Genomic DNA, 26,191 nt, shown 5'->3' with positions numbered 1-26,191 from the left:
GTTTAACCCGGCATACACGGGCTGGTTAAGCGCGTTTCAATCCCTGATAGGGATTAATTAAAGTTTCAACTATGCGGCTAAAGTTAATAGTCCTTGGGGGGTAATCAGTTTCAATCCCTGATAGGGATTAATTAAAGTTTCAACTATATTCAGGTAGCTCTTACTTCTGAATCGATTGTTTCAATCCCTGATAGGGATTAATTAAAGTTTCAACCATAGTGCTGAGTACAGAAATCAAATCGTCAGTGCTTGGTTTCAATCCCTGATAGGGATTAATTAAAGTTTCAACTTGTTGTTGTTTTACCTGAGCCTGGTTTTGCCTCGTTTCAATCCCTGATAGGGATTAATTAAAGTTTCAACAAACAAAGGGAGAAACTAATGGCAAGATTCATAGTTTCAATCCCTGATAGGGATTAATTAAAGTTTCAACAACCTTAAGGAGTTAGTTAAAGATTCCGACCATGTTTCAATCCCTGATAGGGATTAATTAAAGTTTCAACTTAAATTTCTTTCGGCTGTTTTGTGATGGTCGTTAACAGTTTCAATCCCTGATAGGGATTAATTAAAGTTTCAACCTGTAAACAATAATGTTGTTTACGGTGAAAAAATAGTTTCAATCCCTGATAGGGATTAATTAAAGTTTCAACTGCTCGCTCTAGAAGGTATACAGTATTTGGTTTTCAAGGTTCAAATGCGCCGATCTAAAGTAAATATAGCATTTCAAGACCATAAGCTGTCAACTCCCCTAAACAAAAAACGGCTGAAAACTATATCTGACAATACTTTGAGCGTTTGCGCTAATTTATGATCAAGAAAAACAGCCTCAAAAGCATTCACAATAAGCGTTTCAGCCATTTTTTCGCAAACCCTTTTTCAAACACCCCCCGATCAGCGCAATTTCCGTAATTTTTTTAGAGCGTATAGGTAAAATCTTTTACTAACATTCCCGGAACCATACTACCGCCAAGCTGACGATTTTCATAGGTTCCTACTTCGGGGATAAATTCATGGCGATCGGTAAAATCTATTAAATTATCACCCCAAAAGCTGTATAAACTATCATCAAAGCGTAGATCTTCTATTGGTGCGACTATCTCACCATCAGCAACCCAAAAGCAAGCGTAACGGGTCATTCCGGTGATTCTGCCAGAAGGGCGATCGCTCCAGTTAAGATAGTGCAAATTAGATACATAAAGCCCCGTATCTAAACTTGATAAAATCTTCTCAGATTCTAAATTCCCTAAACCAATCTGGGGTGAACGTAAAGATTCGGAACTATTCGCACCATTTGGACTTTTATCATACTCTTTGGCGGAACGAGAGTTAATTAAGCTATTTCGTAAAACACCTTTTTCAATTAATTTCAAATCCAAAGGAGCGATTTCTCCCCATTCGTTGAAACGGGGTACTAAACCAGTTTGAAAATTTTCTCGCAAATTAAATTTTGGAGAAAGCGTCTTTTCTTTGCTCGCTAGCATTCCTAAAGCGCTGTTTCCTTGTTGAATATCAGCTTCACTAATACCCCCCCAAGACAGCATTGTTAACAATTCCGCCACCGCAGCAGGTGCAAAATAAGTTTTATAATGTCCTCGCGGTAATTCTTTTGCAGGATGAGAAAGTAATTTTAATTGCTGTTTAGCTTCAGAAATTTTATCTATATAAGTTTGATTATCCCAATTATTGCCAGCAAAAAAGCCTTTCACAGCTTGTCCAGAATCGGTAAATATTGAATAATCTAATGTAAAAGTATCGCTAGTAAACCAATATTTTTTACCACCCGAATCTGCATAACCTTGACTGATATTACCTCCAGCATAAAATCCCGTAAAATCCAATTCTGTCACCGCTTCTAAAATCGTTTTGGCAACATCTTCCTCAGCTAATAAATTACCTGAATGAATTTCTCGATTGTTATCATCTCCCGATGGTAAAACGAGATATGTATCTAAAGGTAATAAAGGTAATTCTGCTCGTAAATCCTGCAAAGAACTATACGCTTGCTGCCGATCAAATTCCCAATTACCGCTAACGGGAAAAACGCGATAACTACTGCGCTGACTTTCCATTAAAGTCAATTCAATCCAACCATCCGCAACAATACCAGTTTGCCGCACCTTTGCACGATTAAACCGAGTAAATTGACTGCGTTCCCGATTCAGTTTAAAAGTAAACTCTTCCTCCGGTTGCTTCTTATCTAAAAGAAATTCAAACAGTCGGTTAAAATTAACTTCTAAAGCTGATATATCTTCTTTTTTCATAAAAGTAATGCAATCAAATTGATCTTAAATATTGGATTCTAAATGGAGCATTGGGCATTAGGAATTAGTCAATAATTCTTAAAACTCCTAACTTTTCTTTCCCCCATCTCCCCATCTCCCCATCTCCCCATCTCCCCATCTCCCCATCTCCCCATCTCCCCATCTCCCCATCTCCCCATCCCCCTCATCCTCCACCGAAAACTTCAACATTTGTAAATAAACAAACGGGGGAGCCATGTCCTACAGAAATTGCTTGATTGGGTTCTCCTTTACCGCAATAAGCAGTACCGTACATTTTCCAAGTAGATTTATTGCCTACTTTGGTTAAACTCTGCCAAAATTCTGGGGTAGTAGCTCGATAATTAGGATTACGCAGGGTTTTTGTGAGCTTACCATCTTCAATTAATTTACCGTATTCGCAACCAAATTGAAATTTATATCGACGGTCATCGATTGACCAAGAACGGTTAGATTCCATGTAAACCCCGTGTTCTATACCACCGATGATTTCTTCAAAGCTGGCTGAACCTGGTTCTAAATTCAAGTTTGCCATGCGATCAATTGGTGGTCTATTCCAAGAACAAGCGCGAGCGCAAGCAACACCGCTAACCTTGCTTCTAGCTTGACTTTCCAGACTTCCCAAACCCCGATGTAACACACCTTCTTTAATTACATATTCTCGCGTTGCGATCGCACCTGTATCATCAAAACCATAACTGGCAAATTCACCTTTGACGGTGGGGTCAAAAGTAATATTCATTGCAGCCGAACCGTATTCCAAACTGCCAAAATCATCAGTTTTGACAAAACTACCACCAGCATAGTTTCGCTCATCGCCTAAAATTCGGTCAATTTCCAAAGGATGTCCGACACTTTCGTGGATTTGTAGCATCATCTGATCTGCTGCTAACACCAAATTAGTGCGCGTACTTGGGCATTCTTGAGCCGTTAACAACTCCACAGCTTGCTCCCCAACTTCTCGCACGCGATACCACAAATCCTCTTCCTTAAATTCCAAAAGCCCTTGATAGCAATGCGCCGACCAACCATTATTCGTCCGCTGCTGGACAACTAGACCATCTTGTGCGGTCGCTCCGAAATGAGTACTAAATAACAAGAATTTTTGATAAACTTCCGAACCATTACTGCTGATAAACCAAGTATTTTTTTCAGTAGTACTAGCACTAGCTGTAGTTTGAACAATTTTGTCATCAACTTTTAACGTGTTACAAATACGCACCAGCAAATCATTAATTTCACCAGGACTTAAAGCATCCAAATTCTCAACTAACGGTGAAATGTATTCACCTACAACTTTCGGACGTTCGCTGGCTTTTTGAAATGGATATATCCACCATTCACTAGCTGCTAGTGCTTGTTTATACGCAACTTCCGCAGCCGATTGCAAGGAATCAAAATCTAAAGAATTAGTAGCCCCATAGCCCAGACAGCCATTCACCATGACTTCTACCATTGCTCCCAGAGTAGAAGACTTGCCATTGCTTTGAGGTAAACCGTCCCGGATAAAACGATTTGATGATATTTCTGTTACCGCCCTGATACCGAGCCAGTCAGCAGAAACATCAATATTACTAATTGCTTTTTTGAGTTCAGACCACATACAGTAAAACTTTAGTGTGAGGAAGGGGGAGACTATATTATTTACTACAAAACGTCAACTTTTGCATCTATGATTTGTTAAGTTTTTTCTTTGTTTAGAATAAAATGAGCATTGGTAATTGGTAATTGGTAATTGGGCATTAGGGATTGGGAAACAACCAGGGAGCAAGATAGCGGACACTACTGTGAATGGTTTCATAACTCCTAACTCCTAACTCCTAACTCCTAACTCCTAACTCCTCACTGTTCCCTATTCCCTGATTCTCAAATTTCGCTTCAGCTAATAATTTTGGTTGAAGATACAAATTTTCTAAAAGTACTGTTATACCGGCTATCCAAGGGGGGACAATTACAGCACCGATAATTCCTAACACCTGGGTTCCCCCTAAGACCGCGAGCAGCTGATAAAACGGGTGAACTCGCACGGAAGAACCGACTAATAAAGGGTCTAGTACGTAACTTTCAACATTTTGAATGATTACAAATAATAGCAGTACCCATAAAAAAGTTAATCCTCCCAAGGGGATCGCAACAATTAAAGCTGGAATCGCTCCTAAAACCGGTCCAACAAACGGGATTACGTTGGTAAATGCGGCAATGGTACCTAATGCTAAAGCAAATTCTGCAAGTCCTAAAAATCGTAAAGCCAGTGCGATCGCAACACCTAAAATCAATGAAACCAAAACCCTTCCTTGGACGTAACCCCCCATGCGTCGAGAAATCGGTAAAACTTGGGCTTTAAGACGTTCATTCCACGGTTGTGGAAACAAGTTCATCAAACCCTCAATTAAACTTTTGCTTCCAGCAGCCATATAGCCAGAAATCACCACAGCTAAAATCAAATTTACCGCAGCCCCAAGAATACCGAAAGTCACACCAAAAGAACGTAAAACCAACTTTTGACTCGAACTAAACAACCAATTAGTCAGCGATTGAATATCAAAGAATTGTTCAATTGTTTCTAGCTGAGTAATTCCCAGACGCACAGCTAAATTTTCAACTGCTACCCCCAAATTGTCCAAATAAACTGGAAATCTCCGAGCTAAACGCTGGATTTGTTCTGCAACAGAAGGGCCAATCAACAAACCGATCGCAGTCAATCCCCCAATCAAACCCAGATAAAACAGAATCACCCCCAACCACCGGGGAAAACGATATTTTTCCAATGCATCAACAAAAGGTGTAATAGTCGCAGCCAACACCACAGCAATCATCAAAGTTAACAATAAACTCCGTAATTGCCACAATAAAATGACGAGGAAAAATCCAGCAATAATTAATAGAACATCGTACAGAGTGAAGGATTTACGCTTTTCTGACATGGGGATGGGGATGGGGAGATGGGGAGTTAGGAGTTAGGAGTTAGGAGTTAAGAATTTACTTTTTACAACTTTTAATATTCAATCTTGAGTTAGTTCTAGAATTCCACCATCTTAATTTTGATAAGTAAAAAATTCGTAGTGCGAGCATCTTGCTCGCTCGTTGTGAATAGGAAGCGCTCGTTGTGAATAGGAAGCGCTCGTTGTGAATAGGAAGCGCTCGTTGTGAATAGAAAGCGCTCGTTGTGAATAGAAAGCATCTTACCTTCTCTTAGCAGCTAGCGAGCGGGACGCTCGCACTACTAATTCCCACTTTGCGATGTACCACAAAAGTAAAGAGCTAGCGAGCGGGACGCTCGCACTACTACAAACCAATTATAATTAACGTGGTCAAGTACTAGTTATTGCCCGAACAAAGATTTCTAATCTAAAATTCCATAACTCCTCACTCCTAATTCTTTTAATCCAAAATCCAAAATTTAAAATCCAAAATTCTAACTCCTGTGCCATTTCGTACCTTCTTTACTATCAATTAAGGCAATACCTTGAGATTGCAATTCGTCGCGGATGCGGTCGGATTCGGCGAAGTTTTTGGCAATTCTGGCTTCTTTTCTTTGTTGAATTTTTTCTTCTATTTGCTCATCGCTTAAACCGTCATCCGTTGTGGTTTCGGGTTCAATTTGAGCTTGTAAGCCGAGAACATCAGCTAGTGTAACTAATGTTTGCCACATTTTCTGTAATTCTGCGGATGATGTTTCGGTTTTACCTTGATGTACTAAGATGTTTCCTTCCTTGCCAAGTTCTTTCGCCAATTCAAACAATACACTCAAACCGGTAGAAAAATTAAAGTCATTATTTACAGCTTCTCGAAAACGCAAAACATAAGAATTTTGGATTGAATTTTTATCAATGCCCAATGCCCTATCCCCAATGCCCCAATCCAACTTTTCACCATATTTATGAGCAAAAAGCAACCCTTCTTTAAGAGTATTCCAACCATTTGTAGCTGCTTCTATGGCTTCGTCGGTAAAGTCAATGGGCTTGCGGTACTGTGCCGTCAGTACAAATAATCTTACTGCCATCGGCTCAACACCGCGATCGAGTAGTTCGCGAATGGTGATAAAATTACCTAAAGATTTGGACATTTTTTCACCCCCAACCTTTACCATGCCGTTGTGCAGCCAGAAATTAGCTAAAGGTTTACCCGTGACGGCTTCCGATTGAGCAATTTCGTTTTCGTGGTGGGGAAAAATTAAATCGGCTCCACCTGCGTGAATATCAATGGTTTCTCCAAGACGCTCCCTGACCATTGCAGAGCATTCAATGTGCCATCCCGGACGACCTTTCCCCCAGGGTGAATCCCAAGCGGGTTCTTCGGGCTTTGCGGCTTTCCACAAGGCAAAATCAAAAGGATATCTTTTCTTCTGATATTCTGCGTCTTCTACATTTACCCTTTCGCTCGCACCGGCTTGCATATCTTCTAATTTACGTCCGGAAAGCTTGCCGTATCCATCAAATTTCTGTACTGCGTAGTAAACATCACCGCTCGATGCATAAGCATAGTCTCTGTGTTCCAACTCGTGAATTAACCGCTTAATTCCATCCATTGTTTGAGTAGCGCGGGGATATTCGTCGGCTTCTTTAACATTTAACCGCGCCATATCCTCAAAATATGCTTTGATATATTTCTCGGCTACAGTTTCCATCGATGAGTTTTCTTCTCGCGATCGCCTTAAAATTTTATCGTCAACATCGGTAAAATTCTGCACGTAACGCACTTGATAACCGCTAAATTGTAAATAGCGTCTGACTACATCCCAAACAATACAAGCTCTAGCATGACCCAAATGGCAATAATCATAAACCGTCACTCCGCAGTAATACATTTTAACTTTCTGCGGTTCTACAGTTGTAAAGGCTTCTTGGCGACGGGTAAGACTGTTGTAAACTGTTAGGGTCATAACTAAAAAAATTTTAGATTTTAGATTTTAGATTTTAGATTTGTCCTACGGACACGCAACGCGAATGGATTAGATTATAAATGGTTTCCAGTTTCTAGATGTGAGTTACGCGATAATAGGTTAAAGCAGTTTTGCGTTACGACCTACGCTAAATTATTATTTTTACTTCTTTAGGACTTACGCAACTGGCATAATTTTCTTGTAGGGTGTGTGACTAGGGTGTTGACTTTGATAGTATTTTCCTACTTTTTATTCATGCAACTTTTATGTCAGTTATAATCACAACATTTTGAACCTCACTCCATCCTCCGGACACCCCTCTCCTTAATAAGGAGAGGGGAAGGGGGTGAGGTCTAGGCTAGATTGGAGATGAGGGATTTGTGATGATTTTTTAGCACTCAAAAACCTACAGAGTCAACAGCCTAGTGTGTGACGCTACGACTAAATATAAACGTAGCAATAAGAATTGTAGCGTCACGCACCAACTGGGTATTATGACAATAATGACGCTACCGCGTCACGCTCCGCTAACGTAAGTCCTGTTCTTTTCTCTTCTATTTTATTTTATTTACAGTTCTCACCATGCAATCATCAGCAACCTCAGAATCTCAAGCAATGGAAGCAACGAAAAAAGGATTACCAGTCACAATTATTACTGGGTTTCTCGGTAGTGGGAAAACAACTTTACTCAATCATATCTTGACCAATCAGCAGGGTTTGAAAACCGCTGTTTTGGTGAATGAATTTGGCGAAATTGGCATTGATAATGAGTTGGTAGTTGCCACCGATGAGAACATGGTGGAGTTAAACAACGGCTGTATCTGCTGCACTATCAATAGCGATTTGGTGGATGCGGTTTACAAAGTAATGGAACGCCAAGAAAATATAGATTATTTGGTGGTAGAAACAACGGGTTTAGCAGACCCCTTACCCGTTGCATTGACGTTTTTAGGAACCGAATTACGAGATTTAACTCGTTTGGATTCCATTGTCACTTTAGTAGATGCAGCGAATTACAGCTTGGATTTATTCAACTCCGACGCTGCTTTTAGCCAAATTGCTTACGGTGATGTAATTGTTCTCAATAAAGCCGATTTGGTTGATGAAGCCGATTTGGATGCTTTAGAAGTAAAAATTCGGGACATTAAAGAAGGAGCAAGAATTCTCCGCACCACAAAATCCCAGGTACCTTTACCTTTAATTCTCAGCGTTGGTTTGTTCGAGACAGATAAATATTTTGATGCAAGTGCTGAAGATAAGCACGAGCATCATGACCATGACCATGATGACCACGACCATCACGACCACTCAGAATGTAGTCACGAAGACCACGACCACCACGAACATCATGACCACGAACATGACGATCATTCCCATCACTTAGAAAATGATGGCTTCACATCGATATCATTCGAGACAGAAAAGCCGCTTTCTATCCGTAAATTTCAGTATTTTTTAGACAACCAGCTACCCGACAATATTTTCCGCGCTAAAGGAATATTGTGGTTTGATGAAAGTCCTAAAAGACATATTTTCCACCTTTGCGGTAAACGCTTTACCCTTGATGATGACGAGTGGAAAAATGATAAGCCAAAGAAAAATCAATTGGTGTTAATTGGTCAAAATTTAGACGAAGAAGCATTATTAAAGCAGATAGAAAACTGCGTTTGTGTACCTTCTGCTAGCAAAGGTAAAGGATTTGGGAAATAATGACTTAATTAACTAGTATTCCAGTTTAACTCGTTTCATTATCGTTCCTAGCCTCTGGCTAGGAATGCATTACTAGAGGCTCTGCCTCCGATTATTTCTAAAGGCAGAGCCTCTCGCGCAGGGGTTCCCAGCTAGAGACTAGTAACCATTCAACCCTACATCTTTGATAATTGATTCATGCGTGTAATTATTCAGCGAGTTAAATCATCCCAAGTTGTTGTTAACGGTGAAATTATGGGTAAAATTGGCATGGGACTCAATTTGCTTGTAGGTATCGCCGATACAGATACTGAAGCAGAATTGGAATGGATGGCGCGTAAATGTTTAAATTTGCGTTTGTTTCCAGAATCGGCGGATAATGACCGTTGGCAACAATCAATAAAAGAAATTAGCGGTGAGTTATTAGTAGTAAGTCAATTTACTCTTTACGGAGACTGTCGTAAAGGTCGTCGTCCTTCCTTTGATCGTTCCGCATCTCCGAAAACAGCCGAAAGTCTATATAACTGCTTCGTAGAAAAGTTGCGAGCCAGCGGTTTACGGGTAGAAACGGGTAAATTTGGCGCAATGATGCAAGTCTCTATAGAAAACGATGGTCCCGTCACTTTAATAAGCTGATGTGCAGCTAAATTGTATAACAGGAAAACCTGAAAATATTGTAGTGCGGTAGCGCAGCGTGTCCGTAAGGACATGCATCTTGCTCGCTAGTATTATACAAATTAAATGCGTAACAGCTTACTTGATCGCGAAGCAGACTAAGAATTTATATATGTAAATTAAGCTCGCCTTTAAACCTAAAACATTAAGCATAATCTTAATTAGTTACAGAAGCTATAGAACTGCTCCACCGTTCTGATATAATAAGTAAAACTGATAACTAAATATTACCTGCAATACTTGACAATAAGTAAAATTAGGGAAACTAAAGAAAAAATTAATCATTATAGATTTCCTCTCTACTTATTAAATAAGTAAAAATGGAATCCCCTAAACAAAAGGAATTCCATTACGTAATTGATGATTCGTTAACTGAAGTGTTTATAAGTTGGTATTCAATAATCAGTAGCCAATATTAGCCATTGATTATTCAATATTAACTAGACAACAGCCATCGGACGGCTACCGGCAGAGTGACGGTCTATAACTTGGTCAATCAAGCCATAATTTTGGGCTTCATGAGGCGACATGAAGAAGTCCCTTTCGGTATCTTCACGAATACGTTCAATCGGTTGACCCGTGTTTTCAGCTAAATATTCATTTAGCTTCTGCTTATGATAAAGAATCTCGCGGGCTTGAATTTCGATATCGGTTGCTTGTCCCTGTGCGCCACCTAAAGGTTGATGAATCATAATTCGAGAATGAGGTAAACTCATCCGCTTACCTTTAGTACCAGCAGTAAGCAGGAAAGCACCCATACTAGCTGCGAGTCCGGTGCAAATAGTAGAAATATCCGGACGGATATGTCTCATGGTATCAAAAATACCCATACCAGCAGTTACCGATCCACCAGGAGAATTGATATACATATATATGTCTTTCTCCGCATCTTCAGCATCCAACAGCAATAATTGAGCAACAATTAAATTGGCCACGTTGCTGTCAATAGGTTGTCCTAAGAAAATGATACGGTCGCGTAGTAACCGTGAGTAGATGTCGAAGGCGCGTTCGCCTCGACCAGATTGTTCAATAACGATAGGAATCATGCAGCTTAGTCACAGTTAATTTACATACATTTTATCGATTACTAAGCTAATTGTTGCTATCAACAGCAGTTTTACAAAAATATTGATTCTTTGAGATGCAGTTACTCTACATCTAGTTAAGTGATTATATTTAGCTAAATTGTAGTTAAAATCACATATTTAATATTAGTAACCCAGGCTATCCGGATGAAATCATCATTGCAGGTAAAACAATAATACGAGAGGCATATTTGTTAACAGTTTAAAGTCAAAATGCCATCGATCTATAGAAATAGGAAATAGTCATGTTGAAAAGATTAGTACAAGCGACAATGATAACTTTGTTACTCAATTTAATTTTCGGTTTAACTTCAAATAGCGATGGATTAATGACTTCACAGGCTAAACACCCATTAGATATACAGTCTAAACCATCTGTTGACCTACTAGTTCGTTCTATTAAGTAAACTAGCAGCGATTCATATAGACTGACGAAGTGACAACAGTATTTGAAACACGAGATAGTAAATATTAGTGTTTAGCGGAATTAAATATTAAAAAGACAAAGTAAAAAGTTTGTAAGTTAGACTTTTTGCTTGATGGCGATCGCTTCGGACATACCTGTAATCAAATACGATCAACTAATAGGTAGATAAAATAAATTCCGTTATTAAAGCTGGTCATTATCAAGCTTCATCGATAATTGATTCCGTAGTTATTATTGTATAAGTAATAAAACATTATAGTATTTTATTAACCTGGTTTTGTTAAACCGGGTTTCTTTATTTTAACAATTAGTTTTAATAATTTACTACCACGTTTCCTAAATGAATTAAACGGTAAACTGAGCTTAAAAGCCTCCTCATATTTTTTGCAGTTATGACTAATCGTCTCGCTTTGGCTCAAAGTCTTTACCTCCGCAAACACGCGGAGAATCCCATTGATTGGTGGAGTTGGTGCGATGAAGCAATATCTACAGCTAAATCGCAAAATAAACCAATATTTCTTTCCATTGGTTATTCAAGCTGTCACTGGTGTACGGTGATGGAGGGAGAAGCTTTTTCAGATTTGGAAATAGCTGAATATATGAATGCTAATTTTCTGCCGATTAAAGTCGATCGCGAAGAAAGACCTGATATTGACAGCATTTATATGCAGGCTTTACAGATGATGAGCGGTCAAGGTGGTTGGCCCCTAAACGTTTTTCTTGCTCCTGATGACTTAGTACCATTTTATGCAGGTACCTATTTTCCGCTACAAGAACTTTACGGTCGTCCGGGATTTTTGCAGGTATTGAAAGCGATCCGCAATTATTACGATACCGAAAAACAAGATTTACAAAAGCGTAAAGCAGTTATTTTAGAATCGCTACTCACATCTGCGGTATTACAACCCGAAGCAGCACAAACCCAAGATAATCAACTATTACGAGAAGCTTGGCAAACTTTTAGCAGAATCATTGCTCCCAACCGTCAAGGAAATAGTTTTCCTTCGATCCCCTACGCACAGATGGCATTACAGGGAAGCAGATTTGATTTGACGATTGATAATAAACAAAATTGTACCCAACGAGGATTAGATTTAGCGCTCGGTGGAATTTTTGACCACGTACATGGTGGTTTTCATCGTTATACAGTCGATCCCACCTGGACTGTACCTCATTTTGAGAAAATGCTTTACGATAACGGTCAAATAGTCGAATATTTGGCTAACTTATGGAGTGCGGGAGTCGAAGAACCAAGTTTTAGTCGTGCGATCGCCAAAACGGTACAATGGCTGCAACGAGAAATGACGGCACCCCAAGGTTATTTCTACGCTGCTCAAGATGCTGATAGTTTTATCACCCAAGAAGATGTGGAACCAGAAGAAGGAGCATTTTACGTTTGGAGTTACAGCGAATTAGAACAATTACTTACAACAGATGAATTAACCCAATTGCAACAAAATTTTACAGTTACTGCTAACGGTAATTTTGAAAATCAAAACGTTTTACAAAGGCTTAACTCGGAGCAATTGAGCGATTCCGTTGAAGCTATTTTAGAAAAATTGTTTGTTGCTCGTTACGGTGACAGTAGTAACGCGATCGCAATTCCTCCCGCTCGCAATAACGAAGAAGCAAAATCCCATAATTGGCAAGGTCGCATTCCACCAGTTACAGACACTAAGATGATTGTTGCTTGGAATAGCTTCATGATTTCCGGTTTAGCCAGAGCTTATGCAGTATTCTCAAAACCACAATACCTGGAGATGGCAACTCAAGCAACCAAGTTTATCCTAGATAATCAATTTGTAGATGGTAGATTTCACCGGCTAAATTACGAAAGTAAACCGAGTATATTGGCTCAATCCGAAGATTATGCTTTATTTATCAAAGCCTTGTTAGATTTACATCAAGCTTCGATAAAAACTGCCAACCAATCTTCCTTATGGTTAGAAAAAGCAATTTCCCTACAAGATGAATTTAACGAATATTTATGGAGCGTCGAACTCGGAGGCTACTTTAATACAGCCATTGATGCTAGTCAAGAATTAATTGTCCGAGAACGCAGCTATATAGATAATGCCACACCATCCGCCAACGGCATCGCTTTATCCAACCTGGTGCGACTGACTTTAGTTACAGATAACCTTCAATACTTAAATTTAGCAGAGCAAGGTTTAAAAGCATTTCGCAACGTGATGAACAGCACACCTCAAGCTTGTCCTACTTTATTTTTAGCCTTAGATTGGTATCGAAATTGCACCTTAATTCGTACCGTCAAAGAGCGGATCGACTCGTTAATATGTAAATTCTTACCCGTCGCTGCATTTGTAGAAGTATCCAATTTGCCACAAAATAGCTTTGGCTTAGTTTGTCAAGGATTAAAATGTCTCCCACCAGCAGAGAATGAAGAGAAATTATTGCAGCAAGTAGTTTCTAGCTACACGAGAGGGGATTGAAGGGAGGGGGGGATGGGGGGACAAGGGGATGGGGAGATGGGGAGATGGGGAGATGGGGAGATTGGGAGATTGGGAGATGGGGAGATGGGGGGATTGGGAGATTGGGAGCGGACACTACAAATTTTTCTTAATTTCTAACTCCTAACTCCTAACTCCTAACTCTTAACTCCTAACTCTTAACTCCTAACTCCTAACTCCTAACTCCCAAAACAAAAGCATCCGTTGTTAAAATCCAAAATCGAATGGCTTTTGACATCCGTCCCCCCGAAACTATAATCTGATTAAATAACTATTAATTTATAATTGATAACTGTTCATTGATAATTGATGAAACATACGCTTTCGGTACTTGTAGAAGATGAAGCGGGAGTTCTCTCGCGAATTTCTAGTTTGTTTGCTCGTCGCGGCTTTAATATTGAAAGTCTTGCGGTAGGTCCGGCGGAGCAAATGGGGATTTCTCGAATTACGATGGTTGTACCCGGTGATGACCGGATCATCGAACAACTTACTAAGCAATTATATAAGTTGATTAATGTTCTTAAGGTTCAAGACATTACTGAAATTCCTTGCGTGGAACGAGAGCTAATGTTGATCAAAGTGAATGCTAACAGCAGCAACCGTTCGGAAATTGTTGAATTAGCTCAGATTTTTCGAGCGCGAGTGGTCGATGTTGCTGAAGATTCCTTGACTGTGGAAGTTGTGGGAGACCCAGGAAAAATAGTAGCGATCGTCCAGGTATTGCAAAAATTCGGTTTGCGAGAAATTGCTCGTACCGGAAGAATTGCATTAACTCGCGAGTCTGGTGTAAATACAGAATGGCTCAAAACTTTGGAAGCTAAAGTTTAGTTAATAGAAAGTAGTCGGGTGTGTTAGCAAAACGTAACGCACCATTCCAAATTTAATTTCAAGTCCGAAGCAATCAAAACATGATTGTATTTATTAATCCTTACCGAACAAAGCCCTCTTCAGAAAAAATTGTCAGTTAATTTACGAAAACATCAAATTAGTGCCAAATTGGCATGACTTAGCTCAGAAAAACTGTTAAATATTATATTGAGAGAAAAAACAGTTAGATCGGTTACAGCAGGTATTTATTTTTTAATAATTTTTACTTGCTCGGTTAAAGCTGTTTGTGCAGAGTGAGAAGTGTGACTATTAATGACCGCTAGTAAAATGTGGTTGAAACAAGCTTAATTTTATAGAACATTTTTTTGGTGCAAAATTACAATGTCAAAATTTGGGAAAAACGAAACAGTAAACGCAAAATGGTTAAATTAACTGGGAGTAAATAGTAGGTTAATAATTTTGTGTAATTTCGTTAGGCACAAATGATGCATTGTCTTTAGAGACAAGTGAAATAGCAGGTGGGAGTTTGGAAATTACTTATTAAAGTATTAGACAAACCCGCAATATGATAATTTTTCCAAGCATTTTATTTAAGATGGTTAATGTTGGTAAGTGCTTCTCATATGGTGCATGGGAGTGCTTCGTTTGTAAATGTTTAGTGATGTTAATTAGGAGAGATCGTGTATCTACCATATTGATTAATTTTTTTTAAGAAGCGACTGTGCTTTTCTTTGTCAATTTCACTGAAGTTATTATTTCAAATAGCTTTTCTCTATCGATGATTATTTGATAGGGTCAATTTATTAGTGCGTAAGAACAATTAAAGATTAATTGCATTAGTTATTAACGCTCCAATTGGCTTACCCAAAGGTATGTTAGTTGCAGATTTCCCAGGAGATATTCGTAGCTATGAATAGTTTATTCATGGTTTCTCATTGGCTAATTGATAAATCAACAAAACTTTTGTTGAGTAATTTATTAAAGCTGAGAAACCGCCATTTATTGATTTTTGATGTTATTGTTTTTGCCATCACGCCGCTTTTAGCGTTGATACTGCGTTTAGATGGCGATTTAGAACTTCAATGGTACATATCAGATTTAGTAACCGCAACATTACTGTTTTTGATAGTTAAAATTGGTGTATTTTATAGCTTTGGTTTTTATCGTCGTTACTGGCGTTATGCCAGTGTAGAAGAATTAACATATGTAACTATGTTGATAGTGGCTGCGGTGGTAATCCAAATTTTGTTATTTGACGTTGTGAATTTTGCTTTACCCTGGACTGTAGATAGACTACCGCGATCGCTACCATTTCTCGATGGATTGCTATCAATAATATTTATTGGTGCATTGCGTTTTAGTCTCCGAGTTGTTGAGAGAGTAAGACACTCGCGGACAGCCTTTACTCGTGGCTTTGACCAGCAAGGAGAACGAGTACTTATAGTGGGTGCGGGAAGTGCGGGGGTAAGTTTGGTACATGAAATGCAGAGGAGCTTGGATTTTTGTCCTGTAGCATTTATCGACGATGATCGAAGCAAGTTCAACGCACGTATTCGAGGAATTCATGTAGTTGGCGATCGCAATTCAATCCCTGATGTTTTGGAACCTTTGAGGGTGGATAAGGTAATTATTGCCATGCCATCGGTTGCAGGGGAAGTGATTCGGGAAATCGTCGATATTTGCAAATCTGCTGGAGTGCAAACCTGTACCTTACCGGGAATACATGAAATTCTCAACGGTAAAGTGCGGTTGGACAGCATTCGAGATGTGAGGATTGAGGACTTACTCAGACGTGAGCCAGTACAGACAGACATTGAGAAAGTTGCTCAGTTTCTCAAAGGTAAAAGAGTCCTAATTACGGGTGCTGGTGGTTCCATTGGTAGCGAACTCTGCCGTCAAATTTGCTTGTGTTACCCCAAAGAAATCATGTTGGTGGGACATGGGGAAAATTCAGTTTTTAATATTCAGCAAGAGTTAAACCAGCTAGTACAAACCTTAAAAAACGAAAGTAAAACTCAACAAGCGACTCGAATTTCAGGATTTATCGCCGATATCCGGTTTAAAGATAGACTCAGACACGCTTTTGATAAATACCAGCCAGACGTGATTTTCCATGCTGCGGCACACAAGCACGTTCCCTTGATGGAAATGAACTCACCCGAAGCAATTACTAATAATGCGATCGGTACTAGAAACTTGCTGGATGAAGCATTGCGGTGTAACGTCAAGCATTTCGTGATGATTTCCACCGATAAAGCGGTGAATCCCACCAACATTATGGGTGCTAGTAAGAGAGTTGCGGAAATGTTGGTATTGCAAGCAGCCAAAGAAAGCGGTAACTGTTATTTAGCAGTACGTTTTGGTAACGTTTTGGGCAGTCGCGGCAGTGTAGTTCCGACATTTAAAAAGCAAATTGCCGCAGGAGGTCCCATAACGGTGACTCATCCAGATATCTGTCGTTACTTTATGACTATACCCGAAGCAGTACAGCTAGTATTACAAGCAGCAGTTTTGGGTAGAGGTGGTGAAGTACTGATGCTTAATATGGGTGAACCTGTAAAAATTGTTGACTTAGCCTCAGAATTAATTCGACTTTCCGGTTACAGGGTAAATAAAGATATAGACATTGTTTTTACCGGCTTGCGACCGGGAGAGAAATTATTTGAAGAGTTGTTTATAGAAGGAGAAGTTTACGATCCAACCGAACATGAAAAGCTGTTTATGGTGAAGAATTCGAGCCGGATTATACCGAGTAATTTGAAAGTTTCAGTAGAAGCACTTCGTCAGGCTGCAGAGAAAAATGATACGAATACAATCATGTATTTGTTAGAGCAATTAGTGCCAGGATATAAGCCGAAACATTTGGATAATCGGGGGGAAATAGAGAGCTTGACAAATAGTAATTCTACTGTCATTAAACCCAATGAAGCTACTCAAAGAAAAGCAGAACCGAAAAGTGCGTAATTTTTTTTAGAAGAAGAAAAAACGACTAAATTCTGTGATATTAATATCTTAGTAAAACTTAATGTTTCCAGGATGTTTTTAAATACTAAGGGTATGAGAATAAGTTTCAAAAAGTGCGTCAGTAGTTTATCCTTAATTGCGATTACTGGTATGGCTTATGGATGTCGAATCATGCCTTTAAATGCTTCTACAGTACAGACTACCTATTCCGAAAGCTTCGAGAATTTTCCGAATCCGGAACGGGGGTTTTATATCCCGTTTAATCCAGAGCCATATCAAAATAAAGCTTTTACTCCTTTACAACTTTCTGAGTTACGAAAACTTAGGAATGACAATTTGAGTTTAGTTCGTCGGATTTATCTAATACCCGATAGATCTGCACAGCTACCTGAGTCTTTTTTAAACTTGGTATCGCAGGATTTACAAACAGCACGAGAAGCCGGACTAAAGTTAATTATTCGTTTTACCTACAATTGGCAAGGAGGCGGTCCCGATGCTTCCAAGAATGAAATCTTGACTCATATGGAACAGTTAAAGCCAATACTTCAAGACAATTATGATGCTATTGCATATCTACATGCTGGTTTTATCGGATATTGGGGTGAGTGGAATCGTTCAACAAATGATTTGCTAAATACTACAGATAAGAAAGATATCTTGTTTAAATTATTATCTGTACTTCCATCTGAAAGAATGGTTGCTTTACGTTATCCATATGACAAAACGCGCATTTACGATAATGAAAATCCGCTGACTTCTTCTGAAGCTTTTAACAATTCCAATCGAGCTAGAACTGGATCGCATAACGACTGCTTCTTAGCTAGCATAGACAATTGGGGTACTTACAAAGATACTAATGAAAGCATTATAGAAGAACAAAAAAGCTTTCTAAACCAAGACAATCAATATTTAGTTCAGGGAGGCGAAACCTGTAACTCTGACAGCCAAGCCCAACCATATATCGGTTGTGATAATGCTTTGAAAGAATTAGAACGAATGCGTTGGAGCGCAATCAATTATAGTTACGACGAAGGCGTTTTAGATACATGGAGAAACGAAGGTTGTATGGAAGAGATAAAGCGCCGTTTAGGCTATCGATTCCGTCTGGTAAATTCACAGATTCCTGATAGTTTGAAACCTGGTGGCAAGTTTGTTGCCAACTTTGAAGTTGAGAATCTTGGATGGGCTAGCCCTTACAACCCACGCTTGTTAGAAGTAATTTTACGCAACCGAGAAACGAACCAAGAGTATTTTTTGCGGGTGAATGAAGATCCCCGAAGATGGTTGCCAGGTAGTAGCAATACAGTAAATATAGAAGCTGGCTTACCTGAAAATCTTACTACTGGAGAATACGATCTATTCCTCAATCTTCCAGACCCTACACCCAAATTGTACAATCGTCCAGAATATTCAATCAGGCTAGCAAATGTAGATGTTTGGGAAGAGTCTACAGGATACAACTCGTTGCTACGTAGCATCGTTGTTAATGCAGGTGCAGGAGGAAGTACTTATTCGGGTAGCGATTATTTTCAGTCACGCTAGTTACCAAACATAATGAAAAACCTGCGATACTCTTACTTAGTGGCTTTTTGGAAAAAACTGACAAGCGGCTCTACTAACAGGCAAATATTCGGAGCAGCCCTTACAGTTGGTTTGGGAACAGCTGTCGTAAAAATAGCTGCAATGGCAAAAGAATTGTTAGTGGCTTGGAGATTTGGTACGCAAGATGAACTTGATGCATTTTATATTGCCTTAGCAATTCCTAGCTTCGTCATCAATGTTACTACAGGTGCTTTTGATTCTGCCTTTATCCCTACCTATATTCAGGTACTTCATAAGCAAGGAGTTAAAGCAAGTCAAGAACTTTTTAGTAGTGCAACCAGATGCAATATAGGGCTGCTAGTAATCGCAGGTTTATTAGTTGTGATAACCGCTCCGGTGTATCTGCAATTGATTGCATCGGGGTTTAATTCCCAGAAGTTGAGCTTAACATTTAATCTGCTTCTAGTCATTGCGCCTTTTATCCTGCTATCGGGCATTAGTGCAATTTGGGGTGCTGTTTTTAATGCCCGAGAGCATTTTGCTTTGTTTGCGTTAGTACCGCTCGCTACCCCCTTAATCACGATCGCATTTCTATTTAGATTGGAATCTTGGGGAATCTTCGCTTTCGCTAGTGCGTTATTATGCGGTGCATTAGTTGAAATAGTAATCTTAGGTGTGGGACTTCATAAGCAAGGTATTTCACTCTACCCTAAATGGTATGGAATTGACTCAAACCTACGGCAAGTTGGCAATCAGTATGCCCCAATGATAGCAGGGTCTATGATGACGTGTAGTGCTGGTATTATAGATCAGGTAATGGCAGCAATGTTGTCACCTGGTAGTGTTGCAGCATTAAACTACGGAAATAGATTAATTGTCTCTCCTATTAGTCTAATGAGTTTAGCTTTAGGCACTGCTGTGATTCCTTACTTTTCAAAAATGGTTGCCTCTGGGGATTGGAAAGGTGTAAGTCACACTCTTAAGGGCTACCTTTCAATTATTTTTTTAATTACCGTACCCTTATCGGGAATCATGTTTATTTTTGCACAACCGATTATAGAAATATTTTTTCAAAGAGGATCGTTTTCGAGTGAAGATACAGCTTTAGTAGCTCAGATACAAGCCTTTTATGCTTTACAAATACCTTTTTATATAGGCTGTATTTTACTTGTAAAATTAATTTCTTCAATGCAACAAAATCAGATATTAATGTGGGTTTCAGGATTTGGTTTAATAGTAAATATTCTCGGAAATTATTTATTTATGCAATGGCTAGGTATAAAAGGTATAGCTTTATCTACTAGCTGTGTATATTTACTTTCCTTTTTATATTTACTTGTAGCAGCAAATAAACAATTAAAAAAATATCGGGCAATAAAATGAATTATGCAGCAGATAATCGGTATATTTTTACAGTTTTCACTCCTACCTATAATCGCGCTCATACCTTGATTGGTGTTTATGAAAGTCTTAAAAACCAAAGTTTCCAAAATTTTGAATGGTTAATTGTTGATGATGGTTCTACAGACAATACGAAAGATTTAGTAGAGGAATGGCAAAGAAAAGCTAAATTTCCTATCCGTTATATTTGGCAAAAGAATAAAGGAAAACACATAGCATTTAACCGTGGAGTCAAAGAAGCAAAAGGAGAATTATTTTTGAATTTTGACTCTGACAACAGATGCGTACCCCAAGCATTGGAGAGATTCAAACATCATTGGGATTCGATTGGAAATAATAAAAGAGAGAAATTTTCTGCGATAACTGCTCTTTGTGTAAATACAGAAGGGAACTTAATTGGAGATAAGTTTCCTAATGATATAATTGATTCTAATGCATTTGAAATTAGAACAAAATATCTAGTATTTGGAGAAAAATGGGGATTTCAAAGAACTAATATTCTAAAACAATTTACATTCCCTGAAATTGCCGATGAAAAGTTTGTTCCTGAAGACTTGATTTGGAACAGAATTAGTCTTTTATATCAAACAAGATTTATTAACGAAGAGTTGGGAATCTATAGAGAATTAGGTAATGATAGTTTAACAAAATCAATGACTGCTGTACGTGTAAATAGTGTCCGGGCAACTATCATGTATTACAAAGAATATTGTCAATTACCCGTACCCATAAAATGGAAAGTACGGCAAATGATAAACTATATTCGTTTTTCTTTACATGGCAGGGTAAAATTAAATCAAATAATTTTAGATTCCGACTACAGTTTTTTAACTATTATACTTTTCCCTTTAGGTTATTATTTTTATCTGTCAGATAATTATCAATTTTCCGAATCAACGTAAAACTAACTAAAATATAAAAACATGGATTTGTTTATGAAACATATAGCTTTTTTTATTCCCTGTATGGAAGGTGGGGGTGCTGAAAGAGTAGTTATAAATCTGCTAGAAGAAATGCTTTTACAAGACGTTGATTTAGATTTAATTTTAGCAGCAGCAGAAGGACCGCTTTTAAGTCAAATACCCAAACAAGTACGTGTCATTGATTTAGCTGTAGGACGAGTGATTAATGCAATTCTACCTTTGTGTCGTTACTTAAAACAATACAAACCACAAGCGTTAATATCTCATATGTCTCATACTAATGTCATATCTGTTTTAGCGAAAGAGTTAGCACGTACTAAAACCGAACTAATTCTGGTGGAACATAATACTTTTTCAGCATCGAAATCTGAATCTATGCGGGCTAAACTAGTTCCACCATTGATGAAATTAGTTTATCCTCGTGCAAATCATGTAGTTGGAGTTTCTCAAGCTGTATCGCAAGATTTAGAAACTCAACTTGGTTTGAAAAAAGGTCAAGTTAAGACAATATATAATCCGGTAGTTAATAACAATCTGATTACCAAAGCAAAAGCACCTTTAGAACATTTCTGGTTTATAGAAAATGCTCCTCCCGTTTTTGTCGCTGTAGGAAGACTTACAGCACAAAAAGATTTTGCTACTTTAATTAAAGCTTTTGCAGTGTTAAGACGGAAAAAATTAGCTCGATTAATGATTTTGGGAGAAGGAGAATTAAGGGCTGAACTGGAGGGTTTAACTGTTAATCTGGGTATAGCCAATGATGTTTCTATGCCTGGTTTTGTTGAAAATCCTTACACGTATATGAGTAAGGCAAATGCATTTGTACTTTCTTCTTTGTGGGAAGGTTTACCGACAGTATTAATTGAAGCTATGGCCTGCGGTTGTCCGGTTATTTCTACAAATTGCCCTAGTGGACCTAGAGAAATTTTAGAAGCAGGTAAATATGGTGAATTGGTACCTATGGGTAACGTACAAGCTCTTTCTGAAGCAATGTTAAAGGTTCTTGACTCTCCTGTAGATAAAAACTTATTAACTCAGCGAGCAATGTATTTCTCCTTTGATAAAGCGGTTTATAACTATCTAAATATATTAGCAAAATAATTTTCTGTAGAAAATCAATGATTTTTAGTTAAAAAAAATACCTTAATTAGGGGAATAGAATGCTGGCAATAGCATACTTAGGAATAATATTATTTATTCTATTTATAGAAATTACTAGAAAGAAGAAAGTAGTATTTGACTTTCTGAGTTTTTTTCATTTAATGTTTTGTTTGATGTATCCTCTTCCCGCTTTTCTGATGTCAGCTAACTTAGGTTTTGATGGCGACGAATACAGTGGAGCATTTACATTTACTATTTACGATGCTCAACTCTTATTAGCAATATTTTTGGGATATTTTATCATTCTTGTTGGTTTCTACAGTGCTTCGGCTCAAATTTATGCAAAAAAAACAATTGTTACATGGCGAAGTGAGAAAACTATTTTAAGAATAGCAATATTTATGTTGTTATTTTCATTTATATCCGTACAGATATATGCTTCTCAATTCGGTGGACTTACCAGTGCAATTTCTAAAGCTACTTTTATCAGAACAGCCGTGGCTGAAGGAGGAACTTTAGTATTTTTTAAGCATTTTATGTTTCTATCATTTTGTCCTTCGTATTTGTTAGCTGCTTTTATTTTTGACAATAAAATAAGAAAACATAAACTATTTTTATACACGGCATTTGTAATATCAGCTTTTTCCACAGTAATTGGAGTTACAATTACTGGTGGTCGCGCACATTTAATTATTTATTTTTTAACTTTTTATTTAGTAAAAGTCATAGTTAGTAAAAAACTGCCTTGGTTATTAACTATTTCTCTTTTACTTCCATCTATTATTTTTATTTTATATGGAAAAGCATTTTTCTTTAGTCTGAGTGGTATAAAAGATGGATTTGATTCTGTTAGAGAAATACTTGTGACCTCAGTAGAAACTCAATCAAAAGATACTGACGGCTTTAGTAGCTTAATAGCAAATTTCTCGTATCAAATATATTCTCTGAAAGCGGCTTTTAATGCGGAATACCCGCTACGTTTATTTATTGATTGGTACTATGGAATAATCGCTTTCCTTCCAGAACGTTTAATAGAAGTTGACATGCCAGAAACATTGTCAACCTTTAATACTCGCTACATTGCTGGGAATAATGATTTTATGATTCCAACAGGAATGTTTGCTTTTGGTATTTATAGTCTTTCTTGGCCGGGATTAATAATTGTTTGTTTTATTTATGGTTGGGTTGGTTGCTTTTTAGAAAACTTTTTTTACCATAATTTAAATAAAGCTGCTTGGATGCCTTTTCTATATGTGATGGCAGCACAGATTTGGATAGATTTTTTTACAGCAGGAGATCCAGAAATTTTCTTGTTTGCTGATTTTGGTTATTTATTATCACTTTTTATATTGTTTGCAGCAGGTAGTCAAATTTCAACACACAAATTTAGCAAAAATAGTCAGAAAAGGATGTCATAAATTCATGTTAATAAAAAACAGATCATTAAACAAATTTGTAATTGTTTTTATCACTACCGATTTAGACATGGGTGGTGCTGAAATTATGCTTTATAATCTGCTGTCAAAAATTAATAGACAGCGATTTTGTCCAGTTGTGGTTTCATTAATAGATGGTGGTGTATGGGGTAATCGTATTAAAGCTTTGGGAATACCAGTACATACAATCAAAATGCAGCAGGGAAGACCTACACCTACTGGTCTTTTAAGGTTAATTAAGACGGTGAATCAACTCAAACCAGATATAATTCAAGGTTGGATGTATCACGGAAACCTAGCTGCACAGTTGGCAAGTATTTTTTCTGCGGGTAAAATTCGTGTTTTTTGGAGCATTCATCATTCCCCGACTTCTTTAAGCTCTGAAAGAATCATGACTAGAGCCATTATAAAAGTCGGCGCAAATATATCTCAATTTAATCACAAGGTTATTTTCGTTTCTCAAAATAGTCAAAAGTTACACGAACAGTTAGGATATAACTCTGATAATAGCTGTGTAATTCCTAACGGCTTTGATACTGATTTATTTAAGCATTCGGTTACTGCAAAAAGAGAATTACGAGATGAACTAAATTTACCCGAATCATCTTTAATGATAGGACTAATTTGTCGCTATCATCCGATGAAAGACCATGCAAATTTTCTCAAAGCCGCTGCATTAATAGCAAATAATTATTCAGAAGTTAATTTCATTTTAGCTGGTACGGATGTAGACGAAAACAATACTTTTATTTCTCGCTTAATAGAAGAATTAAACATTAGTTCTCAAGTTCATTTGCTTGGAGAACGTCATGATATTGATCGAATTTTAGCTGGTTTAGATATTGTCAGTTTGTCTTCTGCTTATGGTGAAGCTTTTCCTTTAGTCATAGGAGAAGCAATGTCTTGCGGGGTACCCTGTGTAGTTACAGATGTAGGTGATTCGGGTTTAATAGTAGGACATACCGGAAAAATTGTACCTCCTTCCAACTCTCAAGCATTAGCTAATGCTTGGAAAGATTTGATTAGTATCGGTGCCGAAGGTAGGGAAGTTTTAGGAAAAGCAGCAAGAGAAAGAATTATTGCATCTTTTTCTTTAGAGTCTGTCGTAAATAGATACGAGAAGTTGTACGAAACAGCATTTAAAAATGCAATTCCTATTTAAATATGAAAAATCTTTTAATCATCACTACTATCCCAGATACTCTGACAGCTTTTCTAATTCCCTTTGCTCGTCATTTCCGCGCTCAAGGTTGGCAAGTTGATGCAATGGCTTGTGGAATTTCTGCTTACGACAAATGTAAAGATGAGTTTGACCATCTTTGGGAGGTACAATGGTCGCGTAATCCTTTAAATCCTCGAAACTTACTGGTAGCACCGCGTCAAATTCAAGCAGCTGTGCAGCAAGGGAAATACGATATAGTCCACGTTCATACTCCGGTAGCTGCTTTTGTTACCCGCTACGCTCTAAAAAATTACAGAAAATTAGATAAAACCAAGGTCATTTATACTGCCCACGGTTTTCACTTCCACAATGGTGGAACAGCTTTGAAAAATATTGCTTTTCTGAGTTTGGAAAAAATCGCAGGAAGTTGGACGGACTATTTAGTTACGATTAATCGCGAGGATGAGCAAGCTGCAATTCATCATCAATTGATTTCTTCCCAAAAAGTTCTTTATATGCCTGGAATCGGCGTAGACTTAGATTATTACAGTTATAATACTACTTCGCAAGCAGAAGTTGAAGAAGTACGCCAGGAATTAGATCTACCTGCCGATGCCAAACTCTTACTATCGGTAGCTGAATTTATTCCCCGCAAGCATCCACAAGATATTTTAAGAGCATTTGCAAGTATAAATCGCTCCGATACTTGTTTGGCTTTTGCTGGAGATGGGGATTTATTCTCAGAAATGCAGCAGTTAGCTTTTCAACTAGGGATACAAGAAAAAGTACGTTTCCTCGGACACCGCAATGATATTCCAACTTTGATGAGAACCGCTTTTGCTACTATCCTTGCTTCTGAACAAGAAGGGCTACCTCGAAGTGTTATGGAATCTTTGTCTTTAGAAACTCCCGTTATTGGTAGCGATATTCGCGGAACTAAAGATTTAGTTTCATCCGAGTGTGGAATTCTTTTCCCTGTTGGAAATGTAGAAAAACTTGCAGATGCAATCAAATATTTGCTAAATCATCCTCAATCCGCTTCCATAATGGGAAAAAGAGGACGAGAACACATGAAGAATTTTGATCTGCGTCACATCATCAAGCTTCACGAAACTTTATATGCAGAAGTTTTATCGCTGAAATCCTAGCAAATCAACCAATACTCAACACAAAAGCATTAATAATAAATCTGATAGGAATAAATTACTGCCAAATTGGCAACAAAATTTAAATAAATTTGGTTATCTTGATTATGGATTGAAAATTTATCTTTCAATTACAATTCGGTACAAAAGTAGAAATTCATCTAGTTCATGAAATGAAAAGCTG

General features: G+C 38.0%; 18 protein-coding genes and 1 CRISPR repeat array. Of the genes, 13 read left to right on the top strand and 5 right to left on the bottom strand.

Features of this window, described 5'->3' with window-relative positions:
• Positions 1–33 precede the first annotated feature (33 nt).
• A CRISPR array of direct repeats spans positions 34–647; the repeat unit is 37 nt; unit sequence GTTTCAATCCCTGATAGGGATTAATTAAAGTTTCAAC.
• 264 nt (positions 648–911) lie between these two features.
• The 4 genes from VB797_RS25300 to cysS form a co-directional block, all read right to left on the bottom strand.
• Positions 912–2,258 carry a TldD/PmbA family protein gene (locus tag VB797_RS25300; protein ID WP_323240521.1) on the bottom strand — a complete coding sequence of 449 codons (1,347 nt, stop codon included), beginning with the start codon at positions 2,256–2,258 and terminating at the stop codon, positions 912–914.
• Between the two features lie 184 nt (positions 2,259–2,442).
• A complete protein-coding gene (locus VB797_RS25295; RefSeq protein ID WP_323240520.1) occupies positions 2,443–3,879 on the bottom strand; it encodes a TldD/PmbA family protein in 1,437 nt (478 codons plus the stop codon).
• 217 nt (positions 3,880–4,096) lie between these two features.
• Positions 4,097–5,200, bottom strand: coding sequence for an AI-2E family transporter (locus VB797_RS25290; RefSeq protein ID WP_323240518.1), 1,104 nt, complete (start codon positions 5,198–5,200; stop codon positions 4,097–4,099).
• Between the two features lie 491 nt (positions 5,201–5,691).
• Complete coding sequence (gene cysS / locus VB797_RS25285) at positions 5,692–7,158, bottom strand: cysteine--tRNA ligase (RefSeq protein WP_323240516.1); 1,467 nt, start codon at positions 7,156–7,158, stop codon at positions 5,692–5,694.
• Between the two features lie 582 nt (positions 7,159–7,740).
• On the opposite strand from cysS, the gene VB797_RS25280 reads away from it, so the two are divergent.
• Together VB797_RS25280 and dtd are read left to right on the top strand one after the other, a co-directional pair.
• A complete protein-coding gene (locus VB797_RS25280; RefSeq protein ID WP_323240515.1) occupies positions 7,741–8,868 on the top strand; it encodes a GTP-binding protein in 1,128 nt (375 codons plus the stop codon).
• 177 nt (positions 8,869–9,045) lie between these two features.
• Complete coding sequence (dtd, locus tag VB797_RS25275) at positions 9,046–9,483, top strand: D-aminoacyl-tRNA deacylase (protein WP_323240514.1); 438 nt, start codon at positions 9,046–9,048, stop codon at positions 9,481–9,483.
• A 479-nt stretch (positions 9,484–9,962) separates the two neighbouring features.
• Here the strand turns inward: dtd and clpP are convergent, their stop codons facing one another.
• Positions 9,963–10,568, bottom strand: a complete 606-nt coding sequence (clpP, locus tag VB797_RS25270; RefSeq protein ID WP_323240513.1) for an ATP-dependent Clp endopeptidase proteolytic subunit ClpP — start codon at positions 10,566–10,568, stop codon at positions 9,963–9,965.
• 858 nt (positions 10,569–11,426) lie between these two features.
• On the opposite strand from clpP, the gene VB797_RS25265 reads away from it, so the two are divergent.
• The 11 genes from VB797_RS25265 to VB797_RS25215 all read left to right on the top strand — a co-directional run bounded on the left by VB797_RS25265 (position 11,427) and on the right by VB797_RS25215 (position 26,010).
• Positions 11,427–13,487: a thioredoxin domain-containing protein gene (locus VB797_RS25265; RefSeq protein ID WP_323240512.1), complete on the top strand. Its 2,061-nt coding sequence runs from the start codon at positions 11,427–11,429 to the stop codon at positions 13,485–13,487.
• 12 nt (positions 13,488–13,499) lie between these two features.
• Complete coding sequence (locus VB797_RS25260) at positions 13,500–13,625, top strand: hypothetical protein (protein WP_323240511.1); 126 nt, start codon at positions 13,500–13,502, stop codon at positions 13,623–13,625.
• Positions 13,626–13,814: 189 nt separating this feature from the next.
• On the top strand, positions 13,815–14,333 hold the full coding sequence (gene ilvN, locus VB797_RS25255; RefSeq protein ID WP_323240510.1) for an acetolactate synthase small subunit: 519 nt from the start codon (positions 13,815–13,817) through the stop codon (positions 14,331–14,333).
• 909 nt (positions 14,334–15,242) lie between these two features.
• On the top strand, positions 15,243–17,297 hold the full coding sequence (locus VB797_RS25250) for a nucleoside-diphosphate sugar epimerase/dehydratase (RefSeq protein ID WP_323240509.1): 2,055 nt from the start codon (positions 15,243–15,245) through the stop codon (positions 17,295–17,297).
• 93 nt (positions 17,298–17,390) lie between these two features.
• Positions 17,391–18,839 (top strand): DUF4832 domain-containing protein, encoded by a 1,449-nt coding sequence (locus tag VB797_RS25245; protein ID WP_323240508.1) that lies wholly within the window; start codon positions 17,391–17,393, stop codon positions 18,837–18,839.
• 12 nt (positions 18,840–18,851) lie between these two features.
• Positions 18,852–20,222 (top strand): murein biosynthesis integral membrane protein MurJ, encoded by a 1,371-nt coding sequence (gene murJ / locus VB797_RS25240; protein WP_323240507.1) that lies wholly within the window; start codon positions 18,852–18,854, stop codon positions 20,220–20,222.
• A complete protein-coding gene (locus VB797_RS25235) occupies positions 20,219–21,142 on the top strand; it encodes a glycosyltransferase family 2 protein (RefSeq protein ID WP_323240506.1) in 924 nt (307 codons plus the stop codon). Before murJ ends, VB797_RS25235 begins: the two co-directional genes overlap by 4 nt.
• A gap of 33 nt (positions 21,143–21,175) precedes the next feature.
• Entirely contained in the window at positions 21,176–22,264 is a 1,089-nt protein-coding gene (locus VB797_RS25230; protein WP_323240505.1) for a glycosyltransferase, read from the top strand.
• Between the two features lie 59 nt (positions 22,265–22,323).
• Positions 22,324–23,682 carry an O-antigen polymerase gene (locus VB797_RS25225; protein ID WP_323240504.1) on the top strand — a complete coding sequence of 453 codons (1,359 nt, stop codon included), beginning with the start codon at positions 22,324–22,326 and terminating at the stop codon, positions 23,680–23,682.
• Positions 23,683–23,686: 4 nt separating this feature from the next.
• Entirely contained in the window at positions 23,687–24,862 is a 1,176-nt protein-coding gene (locus tag VB797_RS25220; protein ID WP_323240503.1) for a glycosyltransferase, read from the top strand.
• 2 nt (positions 24,863–24,864) lie between these two features.
• Complete coding sequence (locus VB797_RS25215; protein ID WP_323240502.1) at positions 24,865–26,010, top strand: glycosyltransferase family 4 protein; 1,146 nt, start codon at positions 24,865–24,867, stop codon at positions 26,008–26,010.
• Positions 26,011–26,191 lie beyond the last annotated feature (181 nt).

Source organism: Rivularia sp. UHCC 0363, from assembly GCF_034931125.1.
Lineage (GTDB): Bacteria > Cyanobacteriota > Cyanobacteriia > Cyanobacteriales > Nostocaceae > Rivularia.
The sequence above is the reverse complement of the archived record's forward strand: the minus strand, read 5'-3'. Positions and strand labels throughout refer to the sequence as shown.

Bases quoted from the DNA above. Each gene is read 5' to 3' on its own strand.
- VB797_RS25235 (WP_323240506.1), top strand. From the start codon at position 20,219: ATGAATTATGCAGCAGATAATCGGTATATTTTTACAGTTTTCACTCCT.
- ilvN (WP_323240510.1), top strand. From the start codon at position 13,815: ATGAAACATACGCTTTCGGTACTTGTAGAAGATGAAGCGGGAGTTCTC.
- VB797_RS25265 (WP_323240512.1), top strand. From the start codon at position 11,427: ATGACTAATCGTCTCGCTTTGGCTCAAAGTCTTTACCTCCGCAAACAC.
- VB797_RS25245 (WP_323240508.1), top strand. From the start codon at position 17,391: ATGAGAATAAGTTTCAAAAAGTGCGTCAGTAGTTTATCCTTAATTGCG.
- VB797_RS25300 (WP_323240521.1), bottom strand. From the start codon at position 2,258: ATGAAAAAAGAAGATATATCAGCTTTAGAAGTTAATTTTAACCGACTG.
- VB797_RS25225 (WP_323240504.1), top strand. From the start codon at position 22,324: ATGCTGGCAATAGCATACTTAGGAATAATATTATTTATTCTATTTATA.
- clpP (WP_323240513.1), bottom strand. From the start codon at position 10,568: ATGATTCCTATCGTTATTGAACAATCTGGTCGAGGCGAACGCGCCTTC.
- VB797_RS25215 (WP_323240502.1), top strand. From the start codon at position 24,865: ATGAAAAATCTTTTAATCATCACTACTATCCCAGATACTCTGACAGCT.
- cysS (WP_323240516.1), bottom strand. From the start codon at position 7,158: ATGACCCTAACAGTTTACAACAGTCTTACCCGTCGCCAAGAAGCCTTT.
- VB797_RS25250 (WP_323240509.1), top strand. From the start codon at position 15,243: ATGAATAGTTTATTCATGGTTTCTCATTGGCTAATTGATAAATCAACA.
- murJ (WP_323240507.1), top strand. From the start codon at position 18,852: ATGAAAAACCTGCGATACTCTTACTTAGTGGCTTTTTGGAAAAAACTG.
- VB797_RS25230 (WP_323240505.1), top strand. From the start codon at position 21,176: ATGAAACATATAGCTTTTTTTATTCCCTGTATGGAAGGTGGGGGTGCT.
- VB797_RS25220 (WP_323240503.1), top strand. From the start codon at position 23,687: ATGTTAATAAAAAACAGATCATTAAACAAATTTGTAATTGTTTTTATC.
- VB797_RS25295 (WP_323240520.1), bottom strand. From the start codon at position 3,879: ATGTGGTCTGAACTCAAAAAAGCAATTAGTAATATTGATGTTTCTGCT.
- VB797_RS25290 (WP_323240518.1), bottom strand. From the start codon at position 5,200: ATGTCAGAAAAGCGTAAATCCTTCACTCTGTACGATGTTCTATTAATT.
- VB797_RS25260 (WP_323240511.1), top strand. From the start codon at position 13,500: ATGGGGGGACAAGGGGATGGGGAGATGGGGAGATGGGGAGATGGGGAG.
- VB797_RS25280 (WP_323240515.1), top strand. From the start codon at position 7,741: ATGCAATCATCAGCAACCTCAGAATCTCAAGCAATGGAAGCAACGAAA.
- dtd (WP_323240514.1), top strand. From the start codon at position 9,046: ATGCGTGTAATTATTCAGCGAGTTAAATCATCCCAAGTTGTTGTTAAC.